Raw genomic sequence first — 26,604 nt, forward strand, 5'->3', positions numbered from 1 at the left:
CTTTTTATGACCGAGCAGAGCGAGTAGTTTTGACTGAGCAGGACGCAGAATGGAGGCGCGGGGAGGCTGTTTTCCCCGTGGCGTAATTCGGAGTACTGCTCTGAGCGCGACCTTCCGGCCCTGAAAGCGGCGATCCAGTCACAGTTGAAGACAGAGTTCAGGGCCGCAGATGGTCTAAAATTTTGTCTTGACATCAAACGATGATGAGAGTACAGTTCGCCTGTACCCTCATACATACAGTTCACACGTACCGTTCACCATCAGCTATTTACCGTCTGTGCTGCTGTTGGGCCTCGCCCGTGTGCGGTGGGCCTGTGTGCGGTGGTTGTGGCTGGCGTTCGGGGGCGTCGCGGTCTGTGCGTCCACCGCCTGAACCCCATCGCCCGAACCCCATTGCATGAACCGCCGCCCATGACCACCGATTGTAGCCCTACAGGCTGCAACCGGCGTTGAGCCCAGGGCTGCACCATCTTCGATGCGGCGTCGGCGCTGCTGTGGAGGACCACCTTGATACCACCCGTATTGATACAGCCTGTTGCCATACAACCCCGTGCGACCCGGCCCAACACAACCCGCCTGCCCGCCCGCGCCTGGCGCCTGAGCGTGCTGGGCCTGAGCGCCGCGCTGAACCTGGTCGCCTGCTCGCCCGGTTCCGGCGATTCCGGCGCGCCCGCTGCCGGGGTGCAGCCCCAGGCGCTGTCCACCGCGCCGCTGCCCCTCAACACCTACCGCTCGCTTCAGGTGACCACGCCCGGCCTCACCAACCGCTCCCTGCGCCAGACGGCGGGCCTGGCCTTCACCGAGATCGTCGGCGGGGCCAGTGCCCAGGGTCTGCGCCAGGACGCGACGTTCCGGATCGTGCGCGGCCTGGGTGACGCGGGCTGCTATTCCTTCGAGTCGCAGAATCTGCGCGGCCAGTACCTGCGCCATCAGGGCTCACGGGTCAAACTCTCGGCCAGCGACGGCTCGGCGGTCTACGCCGCCGACGCGACCTGGTGCTCGCGGCCTGGGCTGTCGGGCAGCGGGGTCAGCCTGGAGTCGCTGAATTTTCCGGGCCGGTATTTGCGGCACATCAATTCCGAAGTCTGGCTGGCGCAGAGTGGCGGTCCGCTGCCCAGCGACAACGCCGCCAGCTTCAATCAGGACGTGAGCTGGAACCTGGTCACCGCCTGGAACCGCAGCGGCGTGGCCCTGCCGCTCGCCCTTCAGTCCTGGCAGGTCACCAACGCCGGGCTGACCGACCGTTACCTGCGCCACCAGGCCAGCCTCGGCTACACCTCCCCGGTCAGCGCCGCCTCCGACGCCACGACCCGCGCCGACGCCACCTGGCGGATCGTGCCCGGCCTGGCCGACGCGGGCTGCTACTCCTTCGAGGCCTCCAATTTCGCGGGCTCGTACCTGCGCCACAGTAACTTCCGGCTGCGAATCGACCCCAACGACAACGGCGCCCAGTTCAGGGCCGACGCGACCTTCTGCACCCAGCCGGGCCTGAGCGGCGCGGGCGTGAGCCTGGAGTCGTACAACCTCTCCGGACAGTTCATCCGGCACGTGGGCGGCGAGTTGTGGCTGGCCTCCGGCGCGGGTGCGCGGCCCTCGGACGGGGCGGCCAGCTTCGTGCCCGATGTGAGCTGGGGCCTGGCAGTGCCCTGGTCCACTGGAGTCGTCAGCTCGCCAACACCGCCGTCACCAACACCGCCCCCGCCGTCCCCAACACCGCCCCCCGTGCCGGGCAAACTGACTTTCACGGTGCAAAACGAGACGGGCGGCGCCTATCCCGACGCCCAGGTGTACTGGGCCATCTACGGCTATAACCCCACCACCAAGCAACTCTCGCACGTGGACGCGGGCGGCAATCTGGTCGCCGCCGCGCCGGGCGACAACGACGCGCCGGGTCACGTCAGCAAAAACGGGATCAACTACGCCAACTACGCCACTCCGCTCAGTGCGGCCCGCAGCCTGCTGCTGCCCAAGATGTACGGCGCCCGCATCTTCCTGAGCGTGGGCTCACCGATGTTCATCAAGGTGCTGGGCATACCGGGCGGCGTGGGCTTCGCTGGCCCGGATGTCAACAACCCGGCTGACCCCAACACCGACGTGATCTTCGATTTCGTGGAATTCACCTACAACGACATCGGCTTTTTCGGCAACAACACCCGTGTGGATCAGTTCGGCTTCCCGGTGCGGACCCGCCTGGTCGGCGCGAACTACGACAGCACCCTGGGCGATAACGTCTCGCGGGCACAGATTTTCAGCGATTTTCGCAACATCGCCGCCACCGAATTCCGCAGCCTGGTGCAGCCCAACCGCATCCTGGCGCCGGTCAAGGGTTCCTTCGGGGCCGGGCGACCCAACGGCAACTACATGGACAGCTACATCAATCAGGTCTGGGATTACTACCGCAGCCGCGACCTGGTGTTCACCGCCGAGGCGGGCACCTTCCGGGGCCGCGTGACCGGCAACGACTTCATCTTCTCCAGGGACGGCGGGCCGAGCGGGCTCTACATTCGCGGCAAGCCCACCACCCAGAATGTGCTGGAGGCCTCCGGCCCGGTGGCGAGCGGCAGTTCCGACGAGCTGGTGGTCCAGGCCCAGATCGCCGCCGCGCTCAACCGCCACCTGCTGATTGACGTCGATCCCAGCCAGTGGGCCAACCAGAGCGCTTTTTATCCGGCGGCCCCCGCCAACTTCTACGCCAAGTTCTGGCACGACCACAGCATCAATAACCTGGCCTACGGCTTCGCCTACGACGACGTGCGCGCCTTCAGCTCCTCGCAGTTCAGTACCACCCCCAGCCAGTTCGTCGTCAGCGTCGGCTGGTAAATTCGGGACAGCGCCAAGTAGGATGGGCCGCAGACATGACGTCTGCGGCCTCGCCTTATTTCTCCGGCCCGACGTTGCTGCGCCTCTTCTTTGTCTTCTGTTCAGGCGGCGGCTTCTGTTCAGGTGGCGGTTTCTGTTCAGGCGGGGTTGGGGCGCCCCAGGCTTCGAGTTGCCCGGCGCTGACACCGAGTGCCAGCAGCGCGGCGCTGTCGTGCGGGGTCAGTTCGGCGTGGGGGAGCAGATCGGGGCGGCGCTCCAGCGTTCGCGCCAGCGCCTGATCGCGGCGCCATCTCCCGGTTGCCGCGTGGTTGCCGCCCATCAGCACGGCGGGCACGTCTTGAGCCTGCCAGGTGGCGGGCCGGGTGTATTCCGGGTAATCGAGCAGGCCGCTGGAAAAGCTGTCTTGACGGTGGCTCTCCTCGTCGCCGATGACGCCGGGCACCAGGCGCCCCACCGCTTCCAGCACGCAGGCGGCGGCGGCCTCCCCGCCCATCATCACGAAGTCGCCGATGCTCAGCTCGCGGGTGACCAGCGACTCGGTGCGGGCGTCGAAGCCCTCGTAGCGGCCACACAGCAGCGCGATGTGCCGCTTGCCCGCCAGCGCCTCGGCGGTGGCCTGATCGAAACGCGGCCCGGCAGGGGAGAGCAGGATAACCTCGTCCGGACGCTCCGGCAGTGAGGCGAGTGCCCGCTGTGCGACGTCCACCCGGATCACCATGCCCGCGCCGCCGCCGTAGGGAGGCGCGTCGACTTTGTTGTGCTTGTTGCCCGCGAACTCGCGCAGGTCGATCAGGTGGTAGGCGAGCAACCCACGTTCCCGCGCCTTGCCCAGCAGCGCTTCCCCGGTAAAGGGCCGCAGCAGTTCGGGAAAGAGCGTCAGCACGCTGAAGGTCAGGCGCGGAGAATCAGGCGTCATCGGTGTTCAGAATCTGTGTTCAGCTCTGGGGGGTTCAGACCGTGGGGGTTCAGATCCGGGGGGTTCAGATCGCTGGCGGCATTGTCGGCCTGGCCGCCCAGCAACCCCTCCGGGGCGTCTTCGGTCAGGATGATGGCCGCGCCACGCCGCACCTGCACATACGGCGCCTGAAGCGGCAACATCCCCTGCTCGCCCTGAGCGGTCTGCACCACCAGCAGATCCTGAAAGCCGCCGTCGAGCACGTCTTGCACCTCGCCCAGCAGTTGACCCGCCGCGTCACGGACGCTCAGGCCGCGCAGCTCATGGTAGTAGTATTCGCCGTCTGGCAGGCCAGGCAACTCGGCGTCGTGGGCGTAGACGGCCCTGCCGCGCAGCGCCTCGGCGGCGGCCCGGTCGGCAATGCCGCCCAGCGTCAGGGCCGGGCCGGGGCCGTGCAGCTCGAACTTGACTACCCGCGTCCAGCCCAGATGCTCGATATACAGCCGCTTGAGTTTCCGGAGCTGGTCCACCGATCCGAGCACGTACAGTTTGACGGCCCCGGCCACCCCGTGCGGCCCCAGCAGGTGCCCGACGCGGGTGGTGTTCTCCGGGGCGCTCCCGGCTGAAGGTGCGCTCAACGTTCCCGGCGCGGCGCGTCGAGGTCCACGCCCAGCTTCTCGCGGGGATCGGCGGTGCGGACCAGCGTGCGAATCGCGCTGATGACCCGGCCCTGGCGCCCGATCACGCGGCCCTCCTCGCCGGGCGCCACCCGCAGCAAGATGGTGGGGCCGCGCAGCGTGGCACGCACGGCGGCAGGCTGATCGACGACGTTCTGCGCCAGAAACAGCGCCATTTTTACGGGATCACTCATATGGGTATTGTATCCGGCCCGTCTTGCGCGGACATGACACAGGGCACCAATAAAAGCAGGGCACCGATAAAAGCACGGCACCAATAAAAAACCGCCCCCCGCAGGAGACGGCCTTCATGGTGGTGCTCAGTTCAGAACTTGACGCCCTGCGACTTGAGCAGACGGCGGGCGGTCTGGGTCGCCTGGGCGCCCTGGGCAATCCACACCTGCGAGCGCTCGACGTTGACCTTGAGGTAATTTTCGGTGGTCTTGCGGGGGTCGTAGTGACCCAGGTTCTCGATGTAGCCACCGTCGCGGGGACGGCGGGCGTCGGCGACCACGATGCGGTAGTGAGGGTTATGGGCCGAACCGAAGCGGGACAGGCGAATCTTGACCATGTGGGTGTTGTTCCTTGAAGGACTTGAGGGTAGAGCTTCCGCTTTCCTTAGCGGGCCACGCTCGTGGCGTCGTTTACGCCCGTCAGCAGCCAGCCGGAGCGCACCGCAGGAGTGTAGCAGGAATGGGGTGGGGAGGCAAGGTGGATTGCGCTTCGCGCAGCTTGTGGCGCGTGGGAAGGGATGGGCGCGGGATGCGCGGCGCGGGGAAGGGATGGAAGGGCATGAGCGGCGCTCACTGACCCTGTGCAAGCACTCGTCGTGAACGGAGCGGTCAGCGGGCAGGCGTCCCCAGGGGGAGGAGTGGCGTGCCCAGGCGCGTTCTTGTCCAGAACGGCACCTATCGGGCCTGGCCGCTGGGGGAGCCGACGCATTGGCAACGAGCCGAAGCCCAAAAACGCAACCCAATCGCCACAAGCCCATCTAGCCGCCTGTTTTCCCCACAGCCCACAAGCCTCAGAACGAAGGCACGATAGGCGTTCGGGTGCCGTTACCAGCGATGCGGTAGACCTGAAAAGCCATGCGCCCCGCCCCGAACACAGGCGAGCCGCCGATGCTTCCCAGACTCTGGCTCTGAGTGACCCGTGCGCCGGGTGACACGTTGGGAGCGTCCAGACCCAGGTAAGCGGTAATCAGGGTGGCGCTGTGTTCGATCAGCACCACCCAGCCCAGCGAGGCGTAGTTGGTCACCGCCAGCACGTTGCCGCCCGCCGAGGCCACCGCCTGCGAGCCCTCCGGCCCGCTGATGATGGTCCACGGCACCGAGGCGCTGTAGGGCGTGACCACCGCGCCACCGGGCAGCGGAAAACCCAGCGGGCCGCTCATCTCCGGCAGCGGCGCGAGGTCCACGCTGGACCGGGCCTGCTGGGCTTCCAGAACGCTGGCCCGACTCCTGAGCGTACCCTGCTCGCTTTCCACAGCGGCAGTGCGTTGCTGGTCGGCACGTTGCTGGTTGGCACGTTGCTGGTCGGCACGCTGCTGGTCATTCCGGGCACGCACGCGCAGGGCTTCGAGCCGCTGGGCTTCGCGCAGGGCGGCCAGGCGGGCGGCTTCCTGGCGGGCACGCTCCTGGGCCTCACGGATTTTGCGCAACTCCTCGGCGCGGCGTGCCCGCTCGGCCTCTATTCGTGCTCGCCGCTCGGCCTCGATGCGGCTGCGCTCCGAGACGACGGCGCCCAGCAGGGTATCGATGCTCTGCACCGTCAGTGCCTGCTGGGCCTGGGTGCGCAGCGAGAGGGCCTGCTGCCCGGCCTTGTTCTGCTCCAGGCGGGCCACCAGCGATTGCTGCTGCCCTCTGGCGTCCACCAGGTCGGCGAGCTGGGCGAGTTGCTGGGCACGCAGCGCCTGTAAGGCCGTCGTCTGCTGGACCTGGCTGCTCTGCTGGGCCTTGAGGTCGGCCTGCTGGGCGCGCAGGCTGTCGATGACCTCCACGTTGTGCTGGCCGCTCATGTTGGCGTAGCGCCCCCGGATCACCAGGTCCGATAAGCTGGTGGCCTGGTTCAGCAGACTCAGGTACTGCCTGCTGCGCTGCCGGTACAGCGCACTCAGGAGCTGCCGCACGTCGCCCTGGAGCCGCGTCACCTGGCCCCGCGTGACCTGCACCTGCGCCTCGGTCTGCCGGAGCTGAGCCACGGCGGCCTCAATGCGGGTCTCCAGTTGCCGTTTGCGCGTCTGAAGCGCGGCGATGCGCCCGGCCAGCGCGTCGATCTGGTTCAGCACGTCCTTTTGTTGCTTGCCGAGCGCCGCTACATTGGTGCGGAGCTGTTCGAGCTTGGTCTTCTGCTCGGCGCTGAGCTGTTTTTGTGAGCTGAGCTGCTGCTGAAGCTGCTGCAATTTCTGGCTGGTCGACGACAGGCCCAGGTTGTACGGATCGCGCACCGGAGTCAGGGATTTGGTCGGCGCGGCGCTGGGCTGTGTTGAACTGGGCTGTGTTGAACTGGACTGTGTTGAACTGGGCTGGGCTAAACTGGGCTGCATTGAATTGTTTTGTGCTGGCGCATGTTGAAGCAGGGCCAGTGTCAACACGGCTCCCAGCGTCCAGCCCGCCCTCGCCTTCATTCCAGCTCCCGCAGGTAGCGGCGGGTGGCGACCAGGCTGCCGACCAGGCCCACCAGAACGCCCAGCAGCAGCAGCCCCAGCAGGATCGGTGAGACGGTGGGCGCGTCGGTGATGATCGGCAGCACCGGCACCAGCTCCTGCACCCGGCGCGAGAGTTGCAGGTAGCTCGGCGCCAGCACCCCGGAGGCGATCAGCCCGGCCAGTAGGCCCAGCAGCACGCCCTCGATCAGATGCGGCGCCCGGATAAATCCCCGCGTGGCGCCCAGCAGCCGCATCACGCCGATCTCGTTGCGCCGGGCATAGATCGCCACCCGCACCGCGCTGAGAATGTTGAACAGCGTGCCGATCAGCAGCAGGCCCACCAGGGTGTATCCGGCGCCGCGCACGGCACTCAGAGTTTTCACCGTCTGGTCCACATATCCGGCGCCGTATTCCACGTCGGTCACGCCGGGCAGCGCCCTGACGAACTCGGCCACCGCCTTGGAGTCGCTGACCTGCGCCACCCGCAGCCGCAGCGTGTCGGGAAAGGGGTTGCCCGCCAGCGTCGCCGCCTCCTGGGCATACGGATAGTCGCGGTTCATCTCGCTGAGCACCTGCGCCCTGCCGATCAGCTTGACGTCCGTGACCTGCGGCTGGTTGCGGACCTGCCGGGCCAGGCTCGCCCCGTCGGCGCCGTCGCCCAGGAAGGCGGCGATTTCCACCTGCGATTCGAGCTGCGCTAAGGTCCGGTCCACGTTGAGCGTCAGCAGCACCACAAAACCCAGAATCAGCAGCGTCAGCGTCATGGTGATGAGTGTGGAGAAGGTGGCGGTGAAGTTGCCGCGCATCTGGAGCAGGGCCTCGCGGAAGTGGAAGTTCATGGGGCCGCCCTGTGGGGGCGGGGCTTGTGGCTCGTGGCTTGTGGCTGGTGGGGAAAGCGGGAGTGGGAAGTGGGAAGTGGGAAGTGGGAAGTGGGCTGTTGACCCCTCTCCTGCGGAGCTGTACCAGTCGCCCCTTGTGGGAGAGGGAGTCGTAGACCTGCCCAGCAGAGGGAGCCGCGAAGCGGCGGAAGGGTGAGGGGGCCACCGGGCAGCGTCCCCGCCGAAGACACCGCACGTTTCTTGGTCTCGTACGACGCGCCGGGTGGGTTTTTCTGCATCCTAGATTTGGTGGCGTTCCGATGAGGCGCCGGGCGGGTTTTTCCGCATCCCGCATTTGGTGGCCACAGGGTCGGGGGGAGGGCAGGCGTGCCCAGGCGCGTCCGTTCTGCCCGATAAGGCCCCTCTCCCTTCATGCCGTCATTAACGTAGGCACAGTTGCTCACAGAGCATACCCCCCATAAGGATCATCCCTCACCAGCTTCCCCTTCCTCAGCGTCAGCGTTCGGTGCCGGAAAGTCTCGACCAGATCGCGGGCGTGGGTGGCCACCAGCACCGTCGTGCCGCGCAGATTCACGTTTTGCAGCACCTTGAGCACCTCGCGGCTGTTGTCGGGGTCGAGGTTGCCGGTGGGCTCGTCGGCCAGCAGCAGCGGTGGATCACCCACGATGGCGCGGGCGATGGCGACGCGCTGCTGCTCGCCCTGTGAGAGTTGCAGCGGCAGGGCATTTTTTTTGTGCTCCAGGCCCACCGTGCGCAGTGCGCCGCCGACCCGCGAGGCCCATTCGCGCTGGGGCACGCCGGTCACGCGCAGGGCGAAGGCCACGTTGTCGAAGGCGTTCAGGTGGGGCAGCAGCAAGTTGTCCTGAAAGACCATACCGATGCGCCGCCGCAGCGTGGCGGTGCGCTTTCCCCGGTAGCGGCCCAGGGCTTCTCCGGCGATCAGCACCTCGCCGCGAGTGGGCAGATGGCGCTTGATAATCAGGTTCATGAAACTGCTTTTGCCCGCGCCGCTCTGGCCGACCAGGTAGACGAACTCGCCCTTGCCGATAAACAGTTGCACGTCGTCGAGCGCCAGGGTGCGCGTGACGGGGTACTCCAGGCTGACACCGCGAAATTCGATCATCGCGGCTTGGGTTTGCCTGGAGAGCGCACGGCAAGCCGGATTGACGGGACCGAAACGTATCTGAGAACATCATTCATGACCGCGCCCAGCATAGCTTAAGCGCGGGTGACAAAGACTCCGACTTGAATCCCGCGCTTTTTGCGGGTTCAATCCGACCAACGGGAGAAGGAGAAAGTACGGGTTTTGCGGCATGGACGCGCAGGCGGTGCGTTTCCGACTGTGCGGGAATGGAGCGAAATCCATATGAACAGGGCCGCAGAGCCGCGCATGAGTGTTCCCGGCACGCTCCGGGTATTGGGCTACAGTTTTCCAGCCTCCAGGCTGCGCCGTGTCGGCGCAATGTCACCTCGGCCTTACCGTCTCTTCACCTGGCGCCGCTATCCTGCGTGGGTGATCAGGAACCGGATTCTGCTTGTCTCAGGCGCCATTGCCGCCACCGCTGCCGTCGGCTACGCCCAGTTCGAGAGCTACTCGACCACCGACCTCACCAAAACGGCCAACGGCAAGTCGCTGGTGCAGCTTTTCGGTGCCCTGCACCAGATCTACCTGCGCCCGCTCGACGACAACAAACTGCTCGACGGCGCCATCAAAGGCATGATCGCCTCGCTCAACGACGAATTCACCTACTACGTCGACGCCGAGGCCAACAAAACCGACCAGGAAGCGCTGGCCGGTGAATTCTTCGGCATCGGCGTTCAACTGATCGCCGCCAGCCCGGACGGCAAGGGCGTCAAGGTCGATTCGGTCTTCAAGCAGGGCACCGCCATCAAGGGCGGCGTGCAGACCGGCGACGTGTTCCTCAAGATCGGCGACAAGGACGTCAGCACCTCCAACAGCAACGATGTGGTCAAGCTGGTGCGCGGTACCAAGGGCAGTAAGGTCACCATCACCTTCGGGCGCGGCGACTCGGCCTACACCGTGACGCTGGAGAGAGCGCCGGTCGTCATCGTCAGCGTCGAGCAGACCATGTTGCCGAACGACGTCGGCTACATCGCCCTGAGCACCTTCTACAACGAGAAGGTCAACGACCAGTTCGCCGCCGCCGTGCAGGGCATGGAGAAAAAGGGCGTCAAGAAGCTGGTGCTCGATCTGCGCGACAACGGCGGCGGCCTGCTGACCTCCGGCGTGTTCGTGGCCGACCAGTTCCTGCAAAAAGGCCCCATCGTCTCGCTGCGCGACAACAAGGGCAAAACCCAGGTCTACGGCGAGGCCAAGCCCCAGCCCGGCGACTACACCGGCCAACTGGTGGTGCTGATGAATAAAAACAGCGCCTCGGCCAGCGAGATCGTGGCGGGCGCCCTGCAAGACACCAAGCGGGCCACCATCGTCGGGGAGACCAGCTTCGGCAAGGGTGTGGCCCAGACCCCTATTCAGCTCGTCAACGGCGCCCAGGTGCGGATCGTGGCCAACGAGTGGCTGACTCCGCTGGGCCGCCAGATTCAGAAAAAAGGCATCACCCCCGATGTCAAGGTCGCCGACACCCGCAACCAGGTGCCCCTGAACCTGTCTGGCAGCGGCGTCAAGGCCGGAACCAAGTTGAGCGTCACCATCGACGGCAAGCCGGTGAACCTGGTGGCCGACAAGGACGGCAAATTCAATTACATCGCACCCTCGACCAGGGCGCCCCGCACCGTGGATCAGGGTGTGGCCGTGGTGGACGTGGCCACCGACGCCGAGCTGAAGAGTGCGCTGGGACAGTTCAAGTAAGCCAAGTCAAGTAAGCCAAGTCAAGTAAGCTGAAGCCAGAATCTCAGCTCCGAATGCGCCGCCTGGGAAACCGGGCGGCGCATTGATGTATCTGGTCCGCGTGTCTGGCGGCGGCACGTCTACCCTGCGGCACTGCCGCTCCCCGGCGCCAAATCACGTACACTGGACAACGAATGAGCGCCGTGATTCACCTTCAAGCTCTGGGCCTGACCGAATACGAGGCCCGCGCCTACACCGCTCTGCTGGCTCTGGGCCAGGCCGTGCCCGCCCGCGTGGCCCGTCAGGCAGGCATTCCGCGACCCAAAATCTACGAGACCCTGGAGCGCCTCGAAGGCCGGGGCCTGGCGGCCCGTGTGGGTCAGAACCCGCTCGAATACGCGCCGCTCTCGGCCCGCGAGTACCTGGCCCGCGCCCGCCGCTCCTTCGACGACCGCCTGGGCGCCCTGGACCGCGACCTCTCACGCCTGGCCCCCGATCCGGCCCCGGAAGCGGTCTACCACCTCTACGGCGACGCGGCCATCACCGCCATGTGCGAGGACCTGACCCTCAACGCCCGTCAGGACGTGGTGATGGCGGGCGGCGCCGAGCTGCTGGGCCGTCTGGAGAGCCTGACCCCCAGGGGCGTGAAGATCAGCAAAGCCTCGCTCGACGGGCTGCCCAGCGTGGCCGCCGCCGGACAGAGCGCCTTTCTGCTGGCCCGCGACGGGGAGGCCGCCGTGATCGCCCACTTCATTCAGGAAGGCGCCCAGGGCGAGGCCCACGGCGTGCATACCCACAACCCGGTGATCGTGCATCTGATTCAGGGCTACGTTCATCTGGCGGCGGAGAGGGTTGGGGTGGCTGCTGCGGCTCAATCTGAAGACTGAGGGCGGGAAGTTGGAGTAGGCGGGGACGTTGCTTTTTTGGGCTTTAGCGCTGGGCGAATGCGAATGCACCCCCCCCCAGCGGGCAGGCCCCATACGGGTGCCGCTCTGCCCAAGCGGTCAGGCCCCATACGGGTGCCGCTCTGAACAAGAAGACGCCCCCGCCCCGATGGGGCGTAACTGGCCATAGGTTCGGGGACGGCGTCTTGAGCAGAACGGACGCCCTTGAGGACGCCTGCCCGCCCCTCACCTTTCTTGATTAGCTGATGTGTCAATAGAACCTTGGAGGGAGTTGGTCGCTCCGCTCAGGATGGTACTTCCCATCCGTCCCAGACGCTCTTTGCTTCACCGCGTTCTCCACATCGTGGCCGCTGTCGTAGGGCGCCCGTGCTCCGCATACGCCCATAATTGGCTTCGCTGGAATATTCTGATTGACTTTAGCCAGAAAGAGCGAATGGGCGCCTGTCGTTGACCCCTCGCCCCCTGTGGGAGAGGGGCGCTGCGCAGCAGCGGGGTGAGGGCAAGTGAGCGCCAGCTCATGCCCTCCATCTGTTCCCATAACCTACAACCCACTTCCCACTCCTGCCCTTCCCACAAGCCACAAGCCACAAGCCACGAGCCACACGCCCGCCGCAGGCGCCTCACTCCACCTCAAACCCCGCATCCCTGAGCCGCTGACGGGCGCCGTGTGCGCCCGGCCCGACCAAACGGACCACGAAGCCGCGCTCGCCGTGGCTGGCGCCGCTGGTGGCCACCGAGATGATGTTGCTGGGCAGGGCGGCGCTGATGGCGCGGCTCAGGCTGCCGGGCACGTCGGGCATGCTCAGGTTCAGCCGCACGCCGCCCTCGTCCTGGCCGAGAATGTGGGTAAAGGCTTCCAGCACGTCGCCCACCGTGATGATGCCGCTGAGCTCACCGCCCTCGCCCAGCACGGCCAGGCCGCCGACATCGTGGGCACGCATCCGGCGGGCGGCGTCTTCCATGTACTCGTCCTCACGGGCGGTAATGACCTCGGTGGCCATCATCTCGCCCACCGTCAGCTTGCTGAGCAGGTAATTGACTTCCCAGATGCTCAGCGTGGTGGCCTTGTTCGGTACGGCGTCTTTCAGGTCGCGGCGGGTGGTGATGCCCACCAGCACGTCGCCTCGCATCACCGGTAGGCGGCGAAACCCGCGTTCTTTGAGGAGGTTCAGGGCGTCCATCACCGGGGTCTCAGGTGAGACGGTGACGGGGGCGGGGGTCATCCAGTCGCGCACCAGCATAGCCGCAGTGTAGCGCCCAGCGCCGTGACGGCAACCTGACGCAGCCGTTCACGATGCTCAAAAACCGCCATGCTAGCGTGCTGACCATGAAGATGAGTCTCAAGTTCGGTTTCCTCGCCCCGGCCCTGGTGGTCGGCGGTTTCGCCCTCGGTACCTTAGCGCCCCACGCCCAGACTGCCCCCCAGAAGATCGCCTTCGTCAACGTGGCCCTGGTGCTCAAGGCCCACCCCGACAACGCCGCCGTGGTGGCCCTCCAGGCCAAGGCTGACGCCGAGATCAAGGTGCTCGACGACCAGATCAAGCCGCTTCAGGCCCAGGGCGCCAAGATCAGCGCCGCCGACAAGGATAAGCTCGCTCAGCTCATCGCCACCGCCCAGGCCAAGGCCAAGGAGTACGACGCCCAGATTCAGGCCAAGGTCACGCCGCTGACCGCCCAGGTCGATACCGCCGTGGCCGCCGCCGCCAAGGCCAACGGGGTCGCCGTGGTCATGGACGCCGCCACCGCCAACGGCCTGGTGGTCTATGCCGACGCCAGCACCGACCTGACCAAAGCCGTGCAGGACGCGGTAGCCAAAAAGTAATAGCCAAGAAGTAATAGCCAAGAAGTGATAGCCAAGAAGTGATACGGCTCAAGTGAGCGCGTCTCGCTGAGTCCCGCCGGGCGGCTTCGGAAGCGGTTTCGGGGCCGCTGTTTCATTCAACGATCCATTCATTCAACGATCCAACGGGCGTCGTGTTTTGGAGTCACTGTGCAACCACAAAAAAGGCAACCACAAAAAATAAATTCGCTGGTGTTCACCGCCCTGCTGGCCGTTCCGCTGCTGGCGCTGGCTGCCCCCGTCAAGGTAGACATCAAGGGCGGCAAGCTCGGTCTGGTGGACGTGCAGACGGTGATCGGCAGCCTGAGCGGCAGCGCGGGTTTCGTTGCCATCAACAAAAAAGCCGAGGCTGATCTGGGCGCCCGTGCCAAGGCGCTTCAGCCCCTTCAGGCCAGGGCGGGCAGTTTGAATGCCAGCCTGGCGGACCGTCAGGCGTTCGCCAAGGCCCAGGCCGACTTCCAGGCGCTGTCCAAGAGCTACGGCGCCGAGCAGCAAAAAGCCTTCGCGCCGCTGGCTGGCCGGGTCAACGCGGCTGTGGCGAGCGCCGCCAAGGCCAACGGTTACACCCTGGTGCTCGACAAGCGCAAGGCCGCCGCCGGTCTGGTGATCTACGCCAACGCCCAGAGCACCGATCTGACGGCGGCGGTGCAGAAGGTGCTGAAGAAGTAGAGTTGGGGTATGAGCCATGAGCCGTGCCCAGGCAGGCCGACCCACTTATCGTCGTGGGTCGGCTTACTGGTCTTGATGACTTCGCTCAGTGCCTGCGCTCCAAAAGTGCAGGGCGAAGTGATGGACACAGGCGCTGTGGCGGGCGTTTCTGTTTACGCAACCTTGAAGTCGTCTGGCCCGCTGCACAACGGCGATAACCCGGTGTCGATCAGTGTCGTGAATGGGACGGCGCGGCGGCTCGACCTCGCCTACTCGAAGTGCGATTCTTTCGGCTACACCATTGTCCAGGGCACATCGGAAGCCGTCTTCACCTCGCCCGGCCCTGATCTGGTCTGCCCGACGGTTCCGGACGATCAGTTTTCCATCGCGCCGGGGTCGCGCCAGCGGATCGGGAGCGCCAGTATTCGCATTCCACAGTTGCCACGCGGGAAATACGTTGTCGCTAGCACATTGAGGGTGGGCACTGAGCGCCAGCCGCTGATGCTCCCGATCAATACCTTCCGGTTTGAAATCCGGTGAAATGACTCTTATCACTGGACTTAGTGAAGGATCTCGTCTTCAAACAGCGAGATCCGTAACGAAGTTCAGGATGACAAACTGAGGAGTATCGGGGCTCATTTCACCCCAGTTGTCTCACACCTGCCCCACTCCGAGCTTCAGCGCACCCCTCTCCTGTAAGTACTCGGCGATCTGTACGGCGTTCAGCGCCGCACCCTTGAGCAATTGATCGCCGCTGACGAACAACTCCAGGCCACCCTCGAAGACCAGGCTGGCGCGGATGCGGCCCACCTCCACGTCGTATTTGCCGCTGGCGGTCAGCGGCATCGGGTAGAGGTTGGCGCTGGGGTCGTCACGGACTTCCACGCCGGGGGCATGGCGCAGTAGCTCGCGGGCGGCTTCGGGCGTGGCGGGGCGCTCCAGTTCCAGCGTAATCGCCTCCGAGTGAGAGCGCAACACCGGCACCCGCACCGCCGTGCAACTGATGACCAGATTCGGGTCGCCAATGATCTTGCGGGTTTCCCAGACGACCTTCATCTCTTCCTTGGTGTAGCCGTTGGGTTGAAAGACGTCGATGTGCGGAATCAGGTTGAACGGAATCGGGTGGGCAAAGGCGCTGGCCTCGGCCACCTTGCCGTGCAGCACCATGTGGGTCTGGGTTTCTAGCTCCTCCATGCCCCTGGCCCCGGCGCCAGACGCTGACTGATAGGTGCTGATGATGGCCCGCTTGATGCCGTAGACGCGGTGAAGCGGTGCCAGCACCAGCACTTCGATCAAGGTCGTGCAGTTCGGGTTAGCGATGATGCCGTGGTGCCGCAGGGCCGCCTCGCCGTTAACTTCAGGACAGACCAATGGCACATCGTCGTCGTAGCGAAACGCGCTGGAATTGTCGATCACCAGGGCGCCGCCCGCTACCCAGGCGGGAGCCAGCGCCTTGCTGACCGAGCCGCCCGCCGAGGCCAGAATCACGTCGGCGGGAATGGCGCCGTCCGGCGTGACCTGCACGGTGATCTCCTGGCCTCTGAAGCTCAGCGTGCTGCCCGCCGAACGGGGCGAGGCGTAGAGTTGCAGCTCGCTGAAGTTCAGGCTGCTTTGTTCCAGTACGCTGAGAAGTTCGTGTCCGACGGCTCCGGTGGCTCCAACGATGGCGAGGCGCATGGTGATTCTCCTTGTGGAAGTGAAGGCAGTGGGGGCGTCAATAAAAAAGCCCGCCGATATGGGGGCGGGCGGCGTCGCAGAGTGCGGGCCGCTACCGAGTGGTGGTAATGAGTTGAGTGGTGAAGGTGCGCGGCATAGCTTCACGGTAACGGGCGCGGCGGGCGCCGTCAACCCGGAGAGTCAGACATCAGCACAGTCAGACAACGCCCCAACCGGCTGGCCCGGAGCGACTCTACCGCCGATCCCCGCCACCCGCGCACGTCCCTCAAGGTTTCCTGCGTGCCCACGACAGCCAGCCGCCTGTGCCGCGTTCCTGGCGGGGTGTGGCCCGCATGGCGAAGTCTTCGACCGTGAGTTCGGGTTCGGGCAGGGCCGCCGCCCTCCACTCGCCCTGTGCCCAGACGGCGCCGCCAAAGCGTCCGGCGCAGTACAGGGCGTGCTCCGACTCGGCGTCGGGGGTGCGGGCACGCGGATCGGCCAGCGCGTCGAGCATCGCCAGCACGCCGTCGTCTTCACATTGCCAGTGTCCGGTGCTGAACTGCGCTTCCTTGCCAAACAGACGAATCGTGACAGCCATACGCTCCCGCAGGCGGCCCGCGCCGCCGTGTTTCAAAGTTGAATGCGGCATCATAGCGCAACCAAACCGGCGCGGCGCGGGGTCGGTTTACGATTGGCGGGGGCAGGGGTGCTCAAGCTGAATTTCGGCTGGAAACGCCGTGTGGGAAGGTAGGGAAGTACTGTGCGGATGCCCGAATCAGGCTCACTCCTTTTTGCTGCCGATGTGGCGCTCGGTGCCCGCCTGAAGGCGCTCTATGTTGGCGCGGTGCTGCCAGACCACCAGCACGCACAGCGCCGCAAACAGCCCGATTTCCCAGAGTGGGCGGCCCAGGACCACCGCAGTCGTCACGGCCACCGCGCCGCCGACCAGGCTGCCCACCGAGACGTAGCGGGTCAGCGTGACGCAGAACACGCCCATGACGAACACGGCGCCGCCCACCAGCGGGTCGATGGCCAGCAGCGTGCCGAAACTGGTGGCCACGCCTTTGCCGCCTTTAAAGCCCAGGAAGGGGCTGTAGTTGTGGCCCAGAATCGCCATGACGCCGCAGAGCGCGGCCCATTCGGGAGCTAGGCCCAGATACCGGCCCAGAATCACCGCTGCCGCGCCTTTGCCCACGTCGAAGAAGGCCACCGCCAGGCCCGGACCCCAGCCCAGGGTGCGCTGCACGTTGGTGGCCCCGGCGTTGCCCGACCCCACGGCGCGGATGTCCACGCCGCGCCCCCTGGCGATCAAGGCGGCTGCCGGAACGGCGCCCAGCAGGTAAGCCCCCAGCAACAGCAGCAAGGTGGTCAGCGGCGTGGTCAGCGGCAAGGCGGGCGACCTGAGAGCGTGGGAAGGGGGTGACGCCCGACGCTTGAAACTTGGGCAGGCAGGAAGCGAGCTTGGCGCGAGAGGACGATCACGGTTCCGATTGTACGCGCCTGGTTGCGCTCAGCCCGGCCTGGCGGCGGCGGCAACCCCAGGGGCAGCGGTGACGGGGGCAGCGGTGATAGGTGCAGCGGTGATAGGGGCAGCAGGTGGGCGAAGCAGACGTTGACACACCTCCAGATTCCCGGTGGAGCGGCGGGCCAGCCACCCGAAAACGCCGTGTAGGGCTACAATAATGAGGCTTTCGTGTGCTCATTTGCGTTGTTCTAGAGCAGTACTCCGAATTACGCCACGGGGAAAACAGCCTCCCCGCGCCTCCATTCTGCGTCCTGCTCAGTCAACACTACTCGCTCCGCTCGGTCATAAAAAGGGTCTTTTTATGACATCTGCTCTAAAGCTGTACCGGGTTTATAATTTATTCAAGCATCACTGTGTAAAACGCTCACCTCGCCCCAGCAGATCGGGTGGGTGGGCTGCCTGCTCATCGCTGTGCCAGGCAGGTCGTCACCGTTGCCACCAAGGAGAACCATGCACAAGACCGTGAAAACCGCCCTGACCCTCGTCTCGCTGGCCCTCATCGGCCAGGCGTCCGCCGCTGGCCTGACGGTCTGGACCCACTACAACGACGCTGAGCTGACCTGGCTCAAGGCCCAGGCCGCCGCCTACACCAAGGCGAGTGGCAACGCCGTGCAGATCGTCAACGTGCCGCTGGACCAGATTCCTGACAAGTTCATCCAGAGTGCGCCTAAAGGCCAGGGGCCTGACGTGGTGGTGTCGCTGCCGCAAGACCGCCTGGGCCAACTGGCCGCTGCGGGCGTCATCGAGCCGATGGACAAGTACGTGACCTCCAAGACCGACCTCGACAAGACCGCCGTGAGCGCCATGACCTTCCAGGGCAAACTGTTCGGGCTGCCGATGTTCGCCGAGGCGGTGGCCGTGGTGTACAACAAAAAGCTGCTGCCGGGCGGCGTGCCCAGCACCTGGGACGGCTTTATCAAGGCCGCACAGGGCGTGCAGGGCGCGGGAGCGGGCAACTTCGGCTTTCTGGTCGATCTGTCCAACGCCTACATGAACTACGGCATTTTCAGCGCCTACGGCGGCTACGTCTTCAAAAATACCGGCGGCACCCTGAACACCAAGGACGTGGGCCTGGCCAACGCCGGTTCGGCCAAGGCGGCGGGCGCCCTCAACGACCTGCGCTACAAGTACAACTTGGTGCCCGAAGGCGTGGACGGCGGCGTGGCCAAGGACGCCTTCGTGAAGGGCAAGCTGGCCATGCTGCTGACCGGTCCCTGGGACATGGGCGACATCAAAAAGTCGGATATCAGCTACGGCATCGCCAATCTGCCTGCCCCGACCGGCGCCACCGGCAAATGGAGCCCCTTCGTGGGCGTGCAGGGCGTGATGCTCAACGCCTACGGCAAGAACAAGGCGGCGGCGGCGGCCTTTGCCAAGTCGCTGGTCAGCAGCGCGGCCCAGACGGCCTTCAACAAAGCCGGTGGCCGCATCCCGGTGAGCCTGTCGGCCCGCGTGGCCCTCAAGGCCGACCCGGTGGTCGCGGGTTTCGGCAATGCCATCCGCGTCGGCACCCCGATGCCCAACGTGCCGCAGATGAGCGCCGTGTGGGGACCGTGGAGCAACGCCGTGGCCCAGAGCGTGCAGAAAGCTGGCCCCGACTACGCCACCATCCTCAGCGGCGCCGTCAAGGAAATCAACAGCAACATCAAGTAATACGGACTCCGATTGAATCGTTTTGTAAAAACGATGAAATCCGACCAACGGGAGTAGGAGCAACTACGGACTCTGCGGTATGGATTAACTTCCGGCGCCTTTTCGGAAGTTAAGGAATTTAGCGGAGTCCGTATGAGCGGGTGCTTGAGCATTTTTCAGTGCCTGAATAAAAGCAGCGCCCCGCCACGATTGGCTGGGGCGCTGCTTTCGTTTAGTAAGAAAGAATTTACGTTGTCATCCTGAGTAGAGCGAAGAATCTCGCAGTTTGACTACAGTACGGGACTGAAGTGGTTGTTGACCCCTCGCCCCTTGCGGGAGAGGGGCGTTGCGAAGCAACGGGGTGAGGGGGCGACCTGATGGCGTCCCCGTCCCAGGTACGACCTTCTCCTTAATCCCGCACAACTCAGCTTCGCGTGTAGCCCGTCGCCCGCCAGCCGCAGCCGTCGCGGGTCAGGGTGACGGTGCCGCCGTAGGTGCCGCTAAAGGGGCTGCCGCTGGCCCGCTCGGTGCCTTTGAAGCTGACGCTGCCACTGACCTTGGCGCTATTGCCGTCGATGCTCACGCCGCCGACCTGGACGGTGTAGCTCAGATTGGAATAGGCCGCCGAGTAGGCGCCCAGCGCGTCGCTGACACCGGAATTGACCGCGCTGCTGGCGGTGCCCCGCGCCGAGGCGACGTCCTGGGCCTGGGTGACTTTGCACTCTTCGGGCGCCGTGCCCGCGTACTTGACGCTCTCCGGCTGGTTCTGAATCGGGTCGGCGATGAGGGTGCCCTTCAGGTTGTCGATACTCAGGCGGTAGTTGACGCCCAGCGCCAGGCGCGGCCCCGGAATGGTGACGCCCAGCGCGGTGCGAATGAACTGCGCCCCGACTTCCAGGTAGCCTTCAGCCGGAAACAGCGGCGTGCCGTAGCGCACCCCGGCGCCGACGTTGGTGGCTAAAGAACCGCTGGGCAAGGTGTCCAGGCCCGCCAGCACGTAGGGCGTGAAGTTGTTGAGTTTAGCCACGTCGAAGCTGACGCCGCCGCCGAACGAGGCGCCCGCAGGCGAGGTGCAGTACGAGACGCTGCCGTATAGCCCCAGCCGGTCCTGGTGAAAGGCGCCGCGCAGCCCCACGATCTGGCAGCCGAGCGAGGCGGAGGTGTTGAGGCCGAGCCGGATGTCGGCGGCGTGGGCGGTACTGGCGGCGGCGGTGAGGGCGGTCATCAGCGCGAGGCCACGGGTCAGGAGTCTGGACATGGACCCCTTTGTACCATCTCCGTTTGGGAGAACAGTGAAGAGTGTGCTCAGCGCCTGAGCTGGCAAGGCGGTTGCTCAAGGCCGGGTCAGCCTGGGGAAGCCAGGTGAGAGCGGAGTAAAGGGCGCGGGGCTGGCTGCCGCATTTCAGAACTGTGCCACCTGAACTGTGCCGACTGAACTGTGCCGACTGGACTGTGCCATCTGGAATGGCGTGACGCGGAACCTCACGTTCGGGAATTGCTGAGCGGTGAGGCCGTACTCTGAAAGGTATGACCTGGCCGTTTATCGTGTTTTTCATCTCGTGGATAGTGTGCCTGCTCGGCACCTTCGTCCCGGTGGTGCCAGCGACGCTGATCCTGTTTCTCGGATCGGTGGCGGCCACCTTTATCGGCGGCTTCGAGGCGGGGCGCGATCTGCCGTTTCTGCTCACGCTGGGCGCCGTTACCCTGCTGATCTCGCTGATCGACAATTTCGCCTCGGCCTGGGGCGCGCGCCGCTTCGGTGGCAGCAAACAGGCGGGCTGGGGCGCCCTGATCGGCGGTCTGGTGGGCATCTTCATTCCCTTCGGGCTGCTGGTCGGGCCGCTGGCAGGCGCCCTGGTCGCCGAGCTGGTCGTGGTGCGCCGTCCCTGGCGTGAGGCGCTGAAATCGGCCTGGGGTACCACACTGGGCGTGCTGGGCGGCGTGGTCGCCAAGTTCACGCTGCACCTGCTGGTCGGCCTGTACGAGCTATGGCGGCTGTGGAACCCGGCGCAGAGCATCCTGTGAGCGAAGTTGATGGCGCTGCACTGACCCTGTACTCCCGCGCTGGCTGCCACCTGTGCGAGGACGCCGAGGCCGCGCTGGACGCCCTGAATCAGCCGTTTACCCGCACCGATATCGGCACCGATCCTGACCTGGAGGCCCGCTACGGCTGGGACGTGCCGGTGCTCCTGCGCGGCGAGGTGGTGCTCGCCAAGGGGGTCATCAACGTCGCTCGGCTGCGGCGGGTGCTGGGCCTGACGGGACCGGGATGAGGCGCTGAGCACGGGGCAGCGCTGCTTCCTCACCGAAGCGGGTTAAAGTAGGCAGCAGTTATGCATCCAGTCTTTTTCACCATTCCGGGCTTTGAACCCTTCGGTAGGCACCTCGGCCCGTTCACGATTGCCTGGTACGGCGTGCTGATGACGCTGGGCATCGCCGCCGGGGTGATGGTCGGCACGCGCCTGGCCCGAAAGCGCGGCCTGAGCGAGCAACTCTTCTCCGACATGATTATGTACGGGCTGATCTTCGGCTTCGTCGGTGCCCGGCTGTTTTTCGTGGTCACCTCCTGGGAGCTGTTCCGGGGCAAGAGCGGGTTGCCGCTGCTCTACGACATCATCAACATTCGCCAGGGCGGCATCAGCATCCACGGCGGGCTGATCTTCGGCGTCGGGGCGCTGGTGTACCTGGCCCGCAAGTACCGGGTCAACTTCTACCAGTACGCCGATCTGTTCGTGCCGGGCGTGGCCTTCGCCATCATCGGCGGGCGGCTGGGCAACATCATGAACGGCTCGGATACGGTGGGGCGCGTCACCAACTGGGCCGTCGGCTACCGCTGGCCGGACTGGGCACGCGGCTTTCACGACGCCATGTGCAACCCCGGCACCGAGCTGAATCTGGCCAAGTACTGCCAGACTGTCGGCGGCCAGCAGGTCATGACCGCCCCGGTGCATTTCACCCAGATGTACGGCGTGATTATTGGCGTCATCCTGTCGTTCGCGGCGTTTTACTGGCTGCGCTCGCCGCGTCCCGGCTGGACCTTCTGGCAGTTCTGGCTGTGGTACAGCGTGCTGCGGGCGGGCTGGGAGGAGACCTTTCGCCTCAATCCGCTCTCGCCGACGCTGTATCTCAGCGAGGGCCTCGACAAAGCGGGCATCGGTCTGCTGACCCTGACGCAGCTTCTGAGTCTGCCGCTGATTCTCATCGCGCCGTTTCTGCTGCTGCGCATCGCCCGGCGCCCGGCGGTGCCGTTCGGCGAGCCGAATCAGGCGGAAGGCACCGCCCAGCCCCACAAGTCCTGAACGCCCGCTGAGGTCTTGCCCGCGCCGCGCCCGGTTTCCCTTGCCCGGCGCGGGCTTCGTGTTGTCAGCGGGCTTCGTGTTGTCAGCGGGCATGGTCGCGGCGGCTGGCGCCTGACCTGGGAAGGCTGCCGGTAATCTGCGGCATCAACTGTTTCGCGTACCAGGCGGCCCAGCCCCCAGACTGGTAGAGCTAAGCTGGTCGGGCTAAGCTGGTCGGGCTAAACTGACCGGGCAGCCAGCGAAAAAAGTAGCTTAAACTGAGGTCGATTCCCATGACCCAACCTCTACAGCCAGTCTCCGCCCAGCCTGCAAACGCGGCGCCGGGCCAGCCAATCGACGTCCAAACCTCCAGCGAACAGACCCCAACTGAACAGACCCCCATAGCTCGACCCGGTACCGTCCAGCGCTCTGCATCCCAGCTCAGCACGGCCCCGCTCGACGTGGTGGTGCTGGCCGCCGGAGCCGGAACCCGCATGCGCTCGACGCTGCCCAAGATGCTGCATCAAGTGTGTGGCCGCGCGATGGTCGCCTGGGCGATCAAATCCGCCCGTGACCTGGGTGCCCGCGACATCGTGGTGGTCACCGGGCACGGCGCCGATCAGGTCGAGGCGGCGCTGGCGGGCGAGGGTGTACGGTTCGCCCGTCAGACCGTTCAGCTCGGCACCGGCCACGCCTTTCTGGTGGGCGCCCAGTTATTGCGCGGCGACGCCGACGTGCTGGTACTCTACGGCGACAGCCCGATGCTGAGCACGGAAACCCTGCGGGCCATGCTGACCGAGCACCGCGAGCGCCGCCAGGCCATGACCGTGCTGACCAGCGTTCTGAGCGACGCCACCGGCTACGGACGCATCGTGCGCGGCGAGGGCGGCGCCGTGGAAAGAATCGTGGAGCAAAAGGCTGCCACCCCGGCGGAGTTGCGCCTGACCGAGTTCAACTCCGGCGTGTACCTGATGGACGCCCGCGCCCCCGAACTGGCGAGGCGCATCACCGATCACAACGCCGCCCACGAGTACTACCTGACCGACCTGCTGGAACTCTACCGGGCGGCGGGCGCCAGGGTGGCCGCCTACACCGTGACCGATCCCAGCGAGGTCATGGGCGCCAACGACCGCCCTCAGCTCGCCGCCCTGGGCAGCCTGATGCAGCGGCGCATCAACGAGCGCCACATGCGCGCCGGGGTCACGCTGCTCGACCCCGCCACCGCCTACATCGAGGACACCGTGTCCATCGAGGCCGACGTGACCATCGAGCCGGGCGTGGTGTTGCGCGGCCAGACCCACCTGAGCAGCGGCGTGAGCGTCGGCGCCTATAGCGTCCTGACCGGCGCCCGGCTGGAGCAGGGTGTGCAGGTATTGCCCCACAGCGTCATCGAGGCCTCGCAGGTCGGGGCGCACAGCGTGGTGGGGCCGTTCGCCCGGCTGCGCGGCGGCGCGGTGCTGGCGCAGGGCGTGCATGTGGGCAACTTCGTGGAAATTAAAAACAGCACGCTGGAACGCGGCGTCAAGGCCGGGCACCTGGCTTACCTGGGCGACGCCAGCATCGGGCAGGAGACCAACATCGGGGCGGGCACCATCACCGCCAATTTCGACGGTCTGAACAAATTCCGCACGGTCATCGGCGCAGGCGTCTTCGTGGGCAGCAATTCGACCCTGGTCGCGCCCCTGGTGATCGGCGACGCGGCCTTCGTCGCGGGCGGCAGCACCGTCAGCGGGGACGTGCCGGAAGGTGCCCTGGCGGTGGCACGCGGCGCTCAGCGCAACGTCGAAGGCTGGAGCGGGCGCTACTGGCGGCGCCTGAACCAGAACGTCCCAGGCCATCTGGCCGAGAAATTGCCCTGGCTGGCGAACTGGCTTTCCAGACACGGCTGAGCGCGGCACCTCTGCCCGCTTCGTGAAGACCCGAAGCAGGTGGCCTTCGACGCTTCTTTATGTTCGGGGGCGAGACTGGAACCGGATACATCCGCCGGGCTCCCCGGCGCGTATAACTATCTGAAGCGGCGCAGGAGCGTTTCTGCGCTCAAGACCCACTCACCCGCGCCGCATTTGGGCGTTTCAAAGGAGCTTTATGGGACCTATGGAAGTTATTCTGATCGTGCTGGTCGTCGTGTTGCTGTTCGGCGCCAAGAAGATTCCCGAAATCGCCAAGGGCTTGGGCCAGGGCATCAAGGAATTCAAGTCGTCGACCAAGGACAGCACCGATACGACCCTCTCGCCGCGCAAAGACAGCGACGTCTGAAGGCGGGGGCGCGCTCATGATGAAACCCACCGCCGATGGCAGCGCGCCCATCTTCGATCACCTCGAAGAACTGCGCCGCCGCATTCTGTATAGCTTAGTTTTCCTGGTGGTCGGCGCGGGCCTGGCCTGGACGAAGGTGCCTGCCATTATCCTGCTGCTCAAAGAACCGCTGACCCATACCGATCTGTACAAAGCCAACAAGTTGCAACTGGTCGCCACCGCGCTGCCTGAGCAGCTCATCCTGAGCTTCACCATCGCGCTGTGGGCGGGTCTGGCTATCGCGCTGCCGTTCGTGCTGCACCAGCTCTGGCTGTTTATCGCGCCGGGCCTGTATCCGCAGGAACGCAAATACGCCGGGCCGTTCGTGATCGGCGCGGGCTTTAGCTTCCTGGCCGGGGCGGCGTTTTGCTACTACATGATCCTGCCGCCGATGGTCAAATTCCTGGTCGACTTTCTGGGCGGCGCGGTGGCGGGCATCTTCTCCATCGGCACCTACATGGGCCAACTGGTGACGCTGCTGGTGGCCTTTGGGCTGTGCTTCGAGATTCCCATCGTGGCGGTGCTGCTGACCCGCATCGGCATCGTCAACCATGTGATGCTGGGCAAGCTGCGCAGGTACGCCTTCATCGTCTGCCTGATCCTGGCCGCCGTGATTACCCCGACGCCCGATCCGGTCAATATGAGTATCGCCGCCGCGCCGCTGTACCTGCTGTACGAACTCGGTGTGGTGCTCTCGCGCTTCTTCCGGGTTCGCCCTGAAGCGGCGCTGGAGTCCGGCTCGCCCGTCTGAGCGGCGCCGTGAAAGTGGCCTGAGTGTCCCCGGTACACCTTTCAATTGACTAGTGCGCCCCGCCACAGAGCCGGGCGCACTTTTTACACTGTGCAGATGGACCATAACGATTTGCCCGTGCCGAGGCCCGGCGACGAGCTGAACACGCCCAGCAGTGTGCCCAGCATCGACAGCCTGCGCGCCCAGATCGACGTCATCAACGACGACCTGATCCGGCTGATCTCGCGCCGCGCCGAACTGGCCGCCGAGATCGGTCATATCAAGACCTTGGAGGGCCGCCCACGCCACTACGACCCGGCCCGCGAGGACAAGCAGCTCAAATACATCGAGGAGGTCAACCCCGGCCCCTTCACGGCGGCGGCGCTGAAAAGCATCTTCAAGGAGATCTTCCGCGCCAGCCTGGATCTGGAGGAGGCCAACGACAAAAAGCAGCTCCTGGTCAGCCGCAAGATGCAGCGGGCCGACACCGTGCTCGACATCAAGGGCGTGCGCATCGGTGGGGACGCGCCGCCCATCATTATCGCCGGACCGTGCAGCATCGAGAGCGAGGAGCAGATGGAGAGCACCGCCGCCTTTCTGGCCGGACGCGGCGTCAAGATTCTGCGCGGCGGCGCCTACAAACCGCGCACCAGTCCCTACGGCTTTCAGGGCATGGGCATCGACGGCCTGATTCTGGGTTCCGGCGCGGCCCGCGAGCACGGCATGCTGTTCGTCACCGAAGTGATGGACACCCGCGACGTGGAAGTGGTCGCCGAACACGCCGACATCTTGCAGATCGGGGCGCGCAATATGCACAACTTCGCCCTGCTGCGCGAGGTGGGCCGCAGCGGCGTGCCGGTGCTGCTCAAGCGCGGGCTCTCGGCCACCATCGAGGAGTGGCTCTACGCCGCCGAGTACGTGCTGGCCGAGGGCAACCGCCAGGTCATCTTGTGCGAGCGCGGCATCCGCACCTTCGAGAAATGGACCCGCAACACGCTCGATCTGAGCGCCGTCGCCCTGGCCAAGCAGGAAACCCACCTGCCGGTGCTGGTGGACGTGACCCACGCCGCCGGGCGCCGCGACCTGCTGATTCCGCTGGCCCGCGCCGCGCTGGCGGTGGGCGCCGACGGCATTCACGTCGAGGTGCATCCTAACCCGGCCACGGCCCTGAGCGACAACGAGCAGCAGCTCGACTTCGCCGGATACGAGGAATTCGAGGCCGCCATCAAGCCGATGCTGGGGATGATGAGCGCCGCGAGTGCGCAGCCCTAGAGCAAGTGGCATAATAAGTACATGCGAACGATTGTGGGCGCCAGGGGCTACGGTATCGAGCTGAGAGAACGCATCGTCAAAGCCGTCCAGAACGGCGAAAATATCGATAACGTCGCTCGGAAGTTTGAAGTGCATC

26 protein-coding genes are annotated in these 26,604 nt (G+C 65.5%); 14 read left to right on the plus strand and 12 right to left on the minus strand.

Going from position 1 to position 26,604, the window contains the following annotated elements; genetic code table 11:
* Positions 1 to 522: 522 nt before the first annotated feature.
* On the plus strand, positions 523 to 2,820 hold the full coding sequence (locus Q0R23_RS12380) for an AbfB domain-containing protein (RefSeq protein WP_293913464.1): 2,298 nt from the start codon (positions 523 to 525) through the stop codon (positions 2,818 to 2,820).
* Positions 2,821 to 2,875: 55 nt separating this feature from the next.
* Here Q0R23_RS12380 and trmD read toward each other — a convergent pair whose 3' ends face one another.
* The 7 genes from trmD to ftsE form a co-directional block, all read right to left on the minus strand.
* Positions 2,876 to 3,736, minus strand: coding sequence for a tRNA (guanosine(37)-N1)-methyltransferase TrmD (trmD, locus tag Q0R23_RS12385; RefSeq protein ID WP_293913466.1), 861 nt, complete (start codon positions 3,734 to 3,736; stop codon positions 2,876 to 2,878).
* Entirely contained in the window at positions 3,733 to 4,353 is a 621-nt protein-coding gene (gene rimM, locus Q0R23_RS12390; protein ID WP_293913467.1) for a ribosome maturation factor RimM, read from the minus strand. The genes trmD and rimM overlap by 4 nt, the downstream gene beginning before the upstream one ends.
* On the minus strand, positions 4,350 to 4,586 hold the full coding sequence (locus tag Q0R23_RS12395; RefSeq protein WP_293913469.1) for a KH domain-containing protein: 237 nt from the start codon (positions 4,584 to 4,586) through the stop codon (positions 4,350 to 4,352). The genes rimM and Q0R23_RS12395 overlap by 4 nt, the downstream gene beginning before the upstream one ends.
* Positions 4,587 to 4,717: 131 nt before the next feature.
* Positions 4,718 to 4,963 (minus strand): 30S ribosomal protein S16, encoded by a 246-nt coding sequence (gene rpsP / locus Q0R23_RS12400; protein ID WP_293913471.1) that lies wholly within the window; start codon positions 4,961 to 4,963, stop codon positions 4,718 to 4,720.
* 453 nt (positions 4,964 to 5,416) lie between these two features.
* Positions 5,417 to 6,838: a peptidoglycan DD-metalloendopeptidase family protein gene (locus Q0R23_RS12405; protein ID WP_293913473.1), complete on the minus strand. Its 1,422-nt coding sequence runs from the start codon at positions 6,836 to 6,838 to the stop codon at positions 5,417 to 5,419.
* A gap of 176 nt (positions 6,839 to 7,014) precedes the next feature.
* Complete coding sequence (locus Q0R23_RS12410) at positions 7,015 to 7,878, minus strand: ABC transporter permease (protein ID WP_293913475.1); 864 nt, start codon at positions 7,876 to 7,878, stop codon at positions 7,015 to 7,017.
* A 439-nt stretch (positions 7,879 to 8,317) separates the two neighbouring features.
* A complete protein-coding gene (ftsE, locus tag Q0R23_RS12415) occupies positions 8,318 to 9,001 on the minus strand; it encodes a cell division ATP-binding protein FtsE (protein ID WP_293913477.1) in 684 nt (227 codons plus the stop codon).
* Positions 9,002 to 9,391: 390 nt separating this feature from the next.
* Here ftsE and Q0R23_RS12420 point away from each other — a divergent pair, with 390 nt between their 5' ends.
* Both Q0R23_RS12420 and Q0R23_RS12425 read left to right on the plus strand, forming a co-directional pair.
* A complete protein-coding gene (locus Q0R23_RS12420; protein WP_293913479.1) occupies positions 9,392 to 10,708 on the plus strand; it encodes a S41 family peptidase in 1,317 nt (438 codons plus the stop codon).
* Positions 10,709 to 10,881: 173 nt separating this feature from the next.
* Entirely contained in the window at positions 10,882 to 11,574 is a 693-nt protein-coding gene (locus Q0R23_RS12425; RefSeq protein WP_293913481.1) for a helix-turn-helix domain-containing protein, read from the plus strand.
* Positions 11,575 to 12,212: 638 nt separating this feature from the next.
* On the opposite strand, the gene Q0R23_RS12430 is transcribed toward Q0R23_RS12425, so the two are convergent.
* Positions 12,213 to 12,833, minus strand: coding sequence for a CBS domain-containing protein (locus Q0R23_RS12430; protein WP_293913483.1), 621 nt, complete (start codon positions 12,831 to 12,833; stop codon positions 12,213 to 12,215).
* 86 nt (positions 12,834 to 12,919) lie between these two features.
* Between Q0R23_RS12430 and Q0R23_RS12435 the strand changes: the two genes are divergently transcribed.
* From Q0R23_RS12435 to Q0R23_RS12445, 3 genes are all read left to right on the plus strand, one after another.
* Positions 12,920 to 13,414 (plus strand): OmpH family outer membrane protein, encoded by a 495-nt coding sequence (locus Q0R23_RS12435; protein ID WP_293913485.1) that lies wholly within the window; start codon positions 12,920 to 12,922, stop codon positions 13,412 to 13,414.
* Between the two features lie 210 nt (positions 13,415 to 13,624).
* A complete protein-coding gene (locus Q0R23_RS12440) occupies positions 13,625 to 14,101 on the plus strand; it encodes an OmpH family outer membrane protein (RefSeq protein WP_293913486.1) in 477 nt (158 codons plus the stop codon).
* A 75-nt stretch (positions 14,102 to 14,176) separates the two neighbouring features.
* Positions 14,177 to 14,620 carry a hypothetical protein gene (locus Q0R23_RS12445; protein ID WP_293913488.1) on the plus strand — a complete coding sequence of 148 codons (444 nt, stop codon included), beginning with the start codon at positions 14,177 to 14,179 and terminating at the stop codon, positions 14,618 to 14,620.
* 114 nt (positions 14,621 to 14,734) lie between these two features.
* Here the strand turns inward: Q0R23_RS12445 and Q0R23_RS12450 are convergent, their stop codons facing one another.
* The 3 genes from Q0R23_RS12450 to plsY form a co-directional block, all read right to left on the minus strand.
* Entirely contained in the window at positions 14,735 to 15,757 is a 1,023-nt protein-coding gene (locus Q0R23_RS12450; RefSeq protein WP_293913490.1) for an aspartate-semialdehyde dehydrogenase, read from the minus strand.
* A 265-nt stretch (positions 15,758 to 16,022) separates the two neighbouring features.
* A complete protein-coding gene (locus Q0R23_RS12455; RefSeq protein ID WP_293913492.1) occupies positions 16,023 to 16,334 on the minus strand; it encodes a hypothetical protein in 312 nt (103 codons plus the stop codon).
* A gap of 183 nt (positions 16,335 to 16,517) precedes the next feature.
* Entirely contained in the window at positions 16,518 to 17,126 is a 609-nt protein-coding gene (gene plsY / locus Q0R23_RS12460; protein WP_293913494.1) for a glycerol-3-phosphate 1-O-acyltransferase PlsY, read from the minus strand.
* A 597-nt stretch (positions 17,127 to 17,723) separates the two neighbouring features.
* On the opposite strand from plsY, the gene Q0R23_RS12465 reads away from it, so the two are divergent.
* A complete protein-coding gene (locus Q0R23_RS12465; protein ID WP_293913509.1) occupies positions 17,724 to 18,914 on the plus strand; it encodes a maltose ABC transporter substrate-binding protein in 1,191 nt (396 codons plus the stop codon).
* Positions 18,915 to 19,317: 403 nt separating this feature from the next.
* On the opposite strand, the gene Q0R23_RS12470 is transcribed toward Q0R23_RS12465, so the two are convergent.
* Positions 19,318 to 20,151 (minus strand): hypothetical protein, encoded by an 834-nt coding sequence (locus tag Q0R23_RS12470; RefSeq protein ID WP_293913496.1) that lies wholly within the window; start codon positions 20,149 to 20,151, stop codon positions 19,318 to 19,320.
* Positions 20,152 to 20,420: 269 nt separating this feature from the next.
* On the opposite strand from Q0R23_RS12470, the gene Q0R23_RS12475 reads away from it, so the two are divergent.
* From Q0R23_RS12475 to Q0R23_RS12505, 7 genes are all read left to right on the plus strand, one after another.
* Complete coding sequence (locus Q0R23_RS12475) at positions 20,421 to 20,918, plus strand: DUF456 domain-containing protein (RefSeq protein WP_293913498.1); 498 nt, start codon at positions 20,421 to 20,423, stop codon at positions 20,916 to 20,918.
* Positions 20,915 to 21,166 carry a glutaredoxin family protein gene (locus Q0R23_RS12480; RefSeq protein ID WP_293913500.1) on the plus strand — a complete coding sequence of 84 codons (252 nt, stop codon included), beginning with the start codon at positions 20,915 to 20,917 and terminating at the stop codon, positions 21,164 to 21,166. Before Q0R23_RS12475 ends, Q0R23_RS12480 begins: the two co-directional genes overlap by 4 nt.
* A gap of 60 nt (positions 21,167 to 21,226) precedes the next feature.
* Entirely contained in the window at positions 21,227 to 22,192 is a 966-nt protein-coding gene (locus Q0R23_RS12485; RefSeq protein ID WP_293913502.1) for a prolipoprotein diacylglyceryl transferase, read from the plus strand.
* A gap of 272 nt (positions 22,193 to 22,464) precedes the next feature.
* Positions 22,465 to 24,060, plus strand: coding sequence for a bifunctional UDP-N-acetylglucosamine diphosphorylase/glucosamine-1-phosphate N-acetyltransferase GlmU (gene glmU, locus Q0R23_RS12490; RefSeq protein WP_293913503.1), 1,596 nt, complete (start codon positions 22,465 to 22,467; stop codon positions 24,058 to 24,060).
* A gap of 196 nt (positions 24,061 to 24,256) precedes the next feature.
* Positions 24,257 to 24,427, plus strand: coding sequence for a twin-arginine translocase TatA/TatE family subunit (gene tatA, locus Q0R23_RS12495; protein ID WP_293913505.1), 171 nt, complete (start codon positions 24,257 to 24,259; stop codon positions 24,425 to 24,427).
* Positions 24,428 to 24,443: 16 nt separating this feature from the next.
* Positions 24,444 to 25,217: a twin-arginine translocase subunit TatC gene (gene tatC, locus Q0R23_RS12500; protein WP_293913506.1), complete on the plus strand. Its 774-nt coding sequence runs from the start codon at positions 24,444 to 24,446 to the stop codon at positions 25,215 to 25,217.
* Positions 25,218 to 25,313: 96 nt separating this feature from the next.
* Positions 25,314 to 26,468, plus strand: a complete 1,155-nt coding sequence (locus Q0R23_RS12505) for a bifunctional 3-deoxy-7-phosphoheptulonate synthase/chorismate mutase (RefSeq protein ID WP_293913507.1) — start codon at positions 25,314 to 25,316, stop codon at positions 26,466 to 26,468.
* Positions 26,469 to 26,604: the final 136 nt, after the last annotated feature.

This window comes from Deinococcus sp. (assembly GCF_025362455.1).
Classification (GTDB): Bacteria; Deinococcota; Deinococci; order Deinococcales; family Deinococcaceae; genus Deinococcus.

Coding starts and splice junctions, on each gene's coding strand:
- trmD (WP_293913466.1), bottom strand. CDS start 3,736: ATGACGCCTGATTCTCCGCGCCTGACCTTCAGCGTGCTGACGCTCTTT.
- Q0R23_RS12395 (WP_293913469.1), bottom strand. CDS start 4,586: ATGAGTGATCCCGTAAAAATGGCGCTGTTTCTGGCGCAGAACGTCGTC.
- rpsP (WP_293913471.1), bottom strand. CDS start 4,963: ATGGTCAAGATTCGCCTGTCCCGCTTCGGTTCGGCCCATAACCCTCAC.
- Q0R23_RS12410 (WP_293913475.1), bottom strand. CDS start 7,878: ATGAACTTCCACTTCCGCGAGGCCCTGCTCCAGATGCGCGGCAACTTC.
- ftsE (WP_293913477.1), bottom strand. CDS start 9,001: ATGATCGAATTTCGCGGTGTCAGCCTGGAGTACCCCGTCACGCGCACC.
- Q0R23_RS12425 (WP_293913481.1), top strand. CDS start 10,882: ATGAGCGCCGTGATTCACCTTCAAGCTCTGGGCCTGACCGAATACGAG.
- Q0R23_RS12430 (WP_293913483.1), bottom strand. CDS start 12,833: ATGCTGGTGCGCGACTGGATGACCCCCGCCCCCGTCACCGTCTCACCT.
- Q0R23_RS12435 (WP_293913485.1), top strand. CDS start 12,920: ATGAAGATGAGTCTCAAGTTCGGTTTCCTCGCCCCGGCCCTGGTGGTC.
- Q0R23_RS12445 (WP_293913488.1), top strand. CDS start 14,177: ATGACTTCGCTCAGTGCCTGCGCTCCAAAAGTGCAGGGCGAAGTGATG.
- Q0R23_RS12450 (WP_293913490.1), bottom strand. CDS start 15,757: ATGCGCCTCGCCATCGTTGGAGCCACCGGAGCCGTCGGACACGAACTT.
- Q0R23_RS12455 (WP_293913492.1), bottom strand. CDS start 16,334: ATGGCTGTCACGATTCGTCTGTTTGGCAAGGAAGCGCAGTTCAGCACC.
- Q0R23_RS12470 (WP_293913496.1), bottom strand. CDS start 20,151: ATGTCCAGACTCCTGACCCGTGGCCTCGCGCTGATGACCGCCCTCACC.
- Q0R23_RS12475 (WP_293913498.1), top strand. CDS start 20,421: ATGACCTGGCCGTTTATCGTGTTTTTCATCTCGTGGATAGTGTGCCTG.
- Q0R23_RS12485 (WP_293913502.1), top strand. CDS start 21,227: ATGCATCCAGTCTTTTTCACCATTCCGGGCTTTGAACCCTTCGGTAGG.
- glmU (WP_293913503.1), top strand. CDS start 22,465: ATGACCCAACCTCTACAGCCAGTCTCCGCCCAGCCTGCAAACGCGGCG.
- tatA (WP_293913505.1), top strand. CDS start 24,257: ATGGGACCTATGGAAGTTATTCTGATCGTGCTGGTCGTCGTGTTGCTG.
- tatC (WP_293913506.1), top strand. CDS start 24,444: ATGATGAAACCCACCGCCGATGGCAGCGCGCCCATCTTCGATCACCTC.
- Q0R23_RS12505 (WP_293913507.1), top strand. CDS start 25,314: ATGGACCATAACGATTTGCCCGTGCCGAGGCCCGGCGACGAGCTGAAC.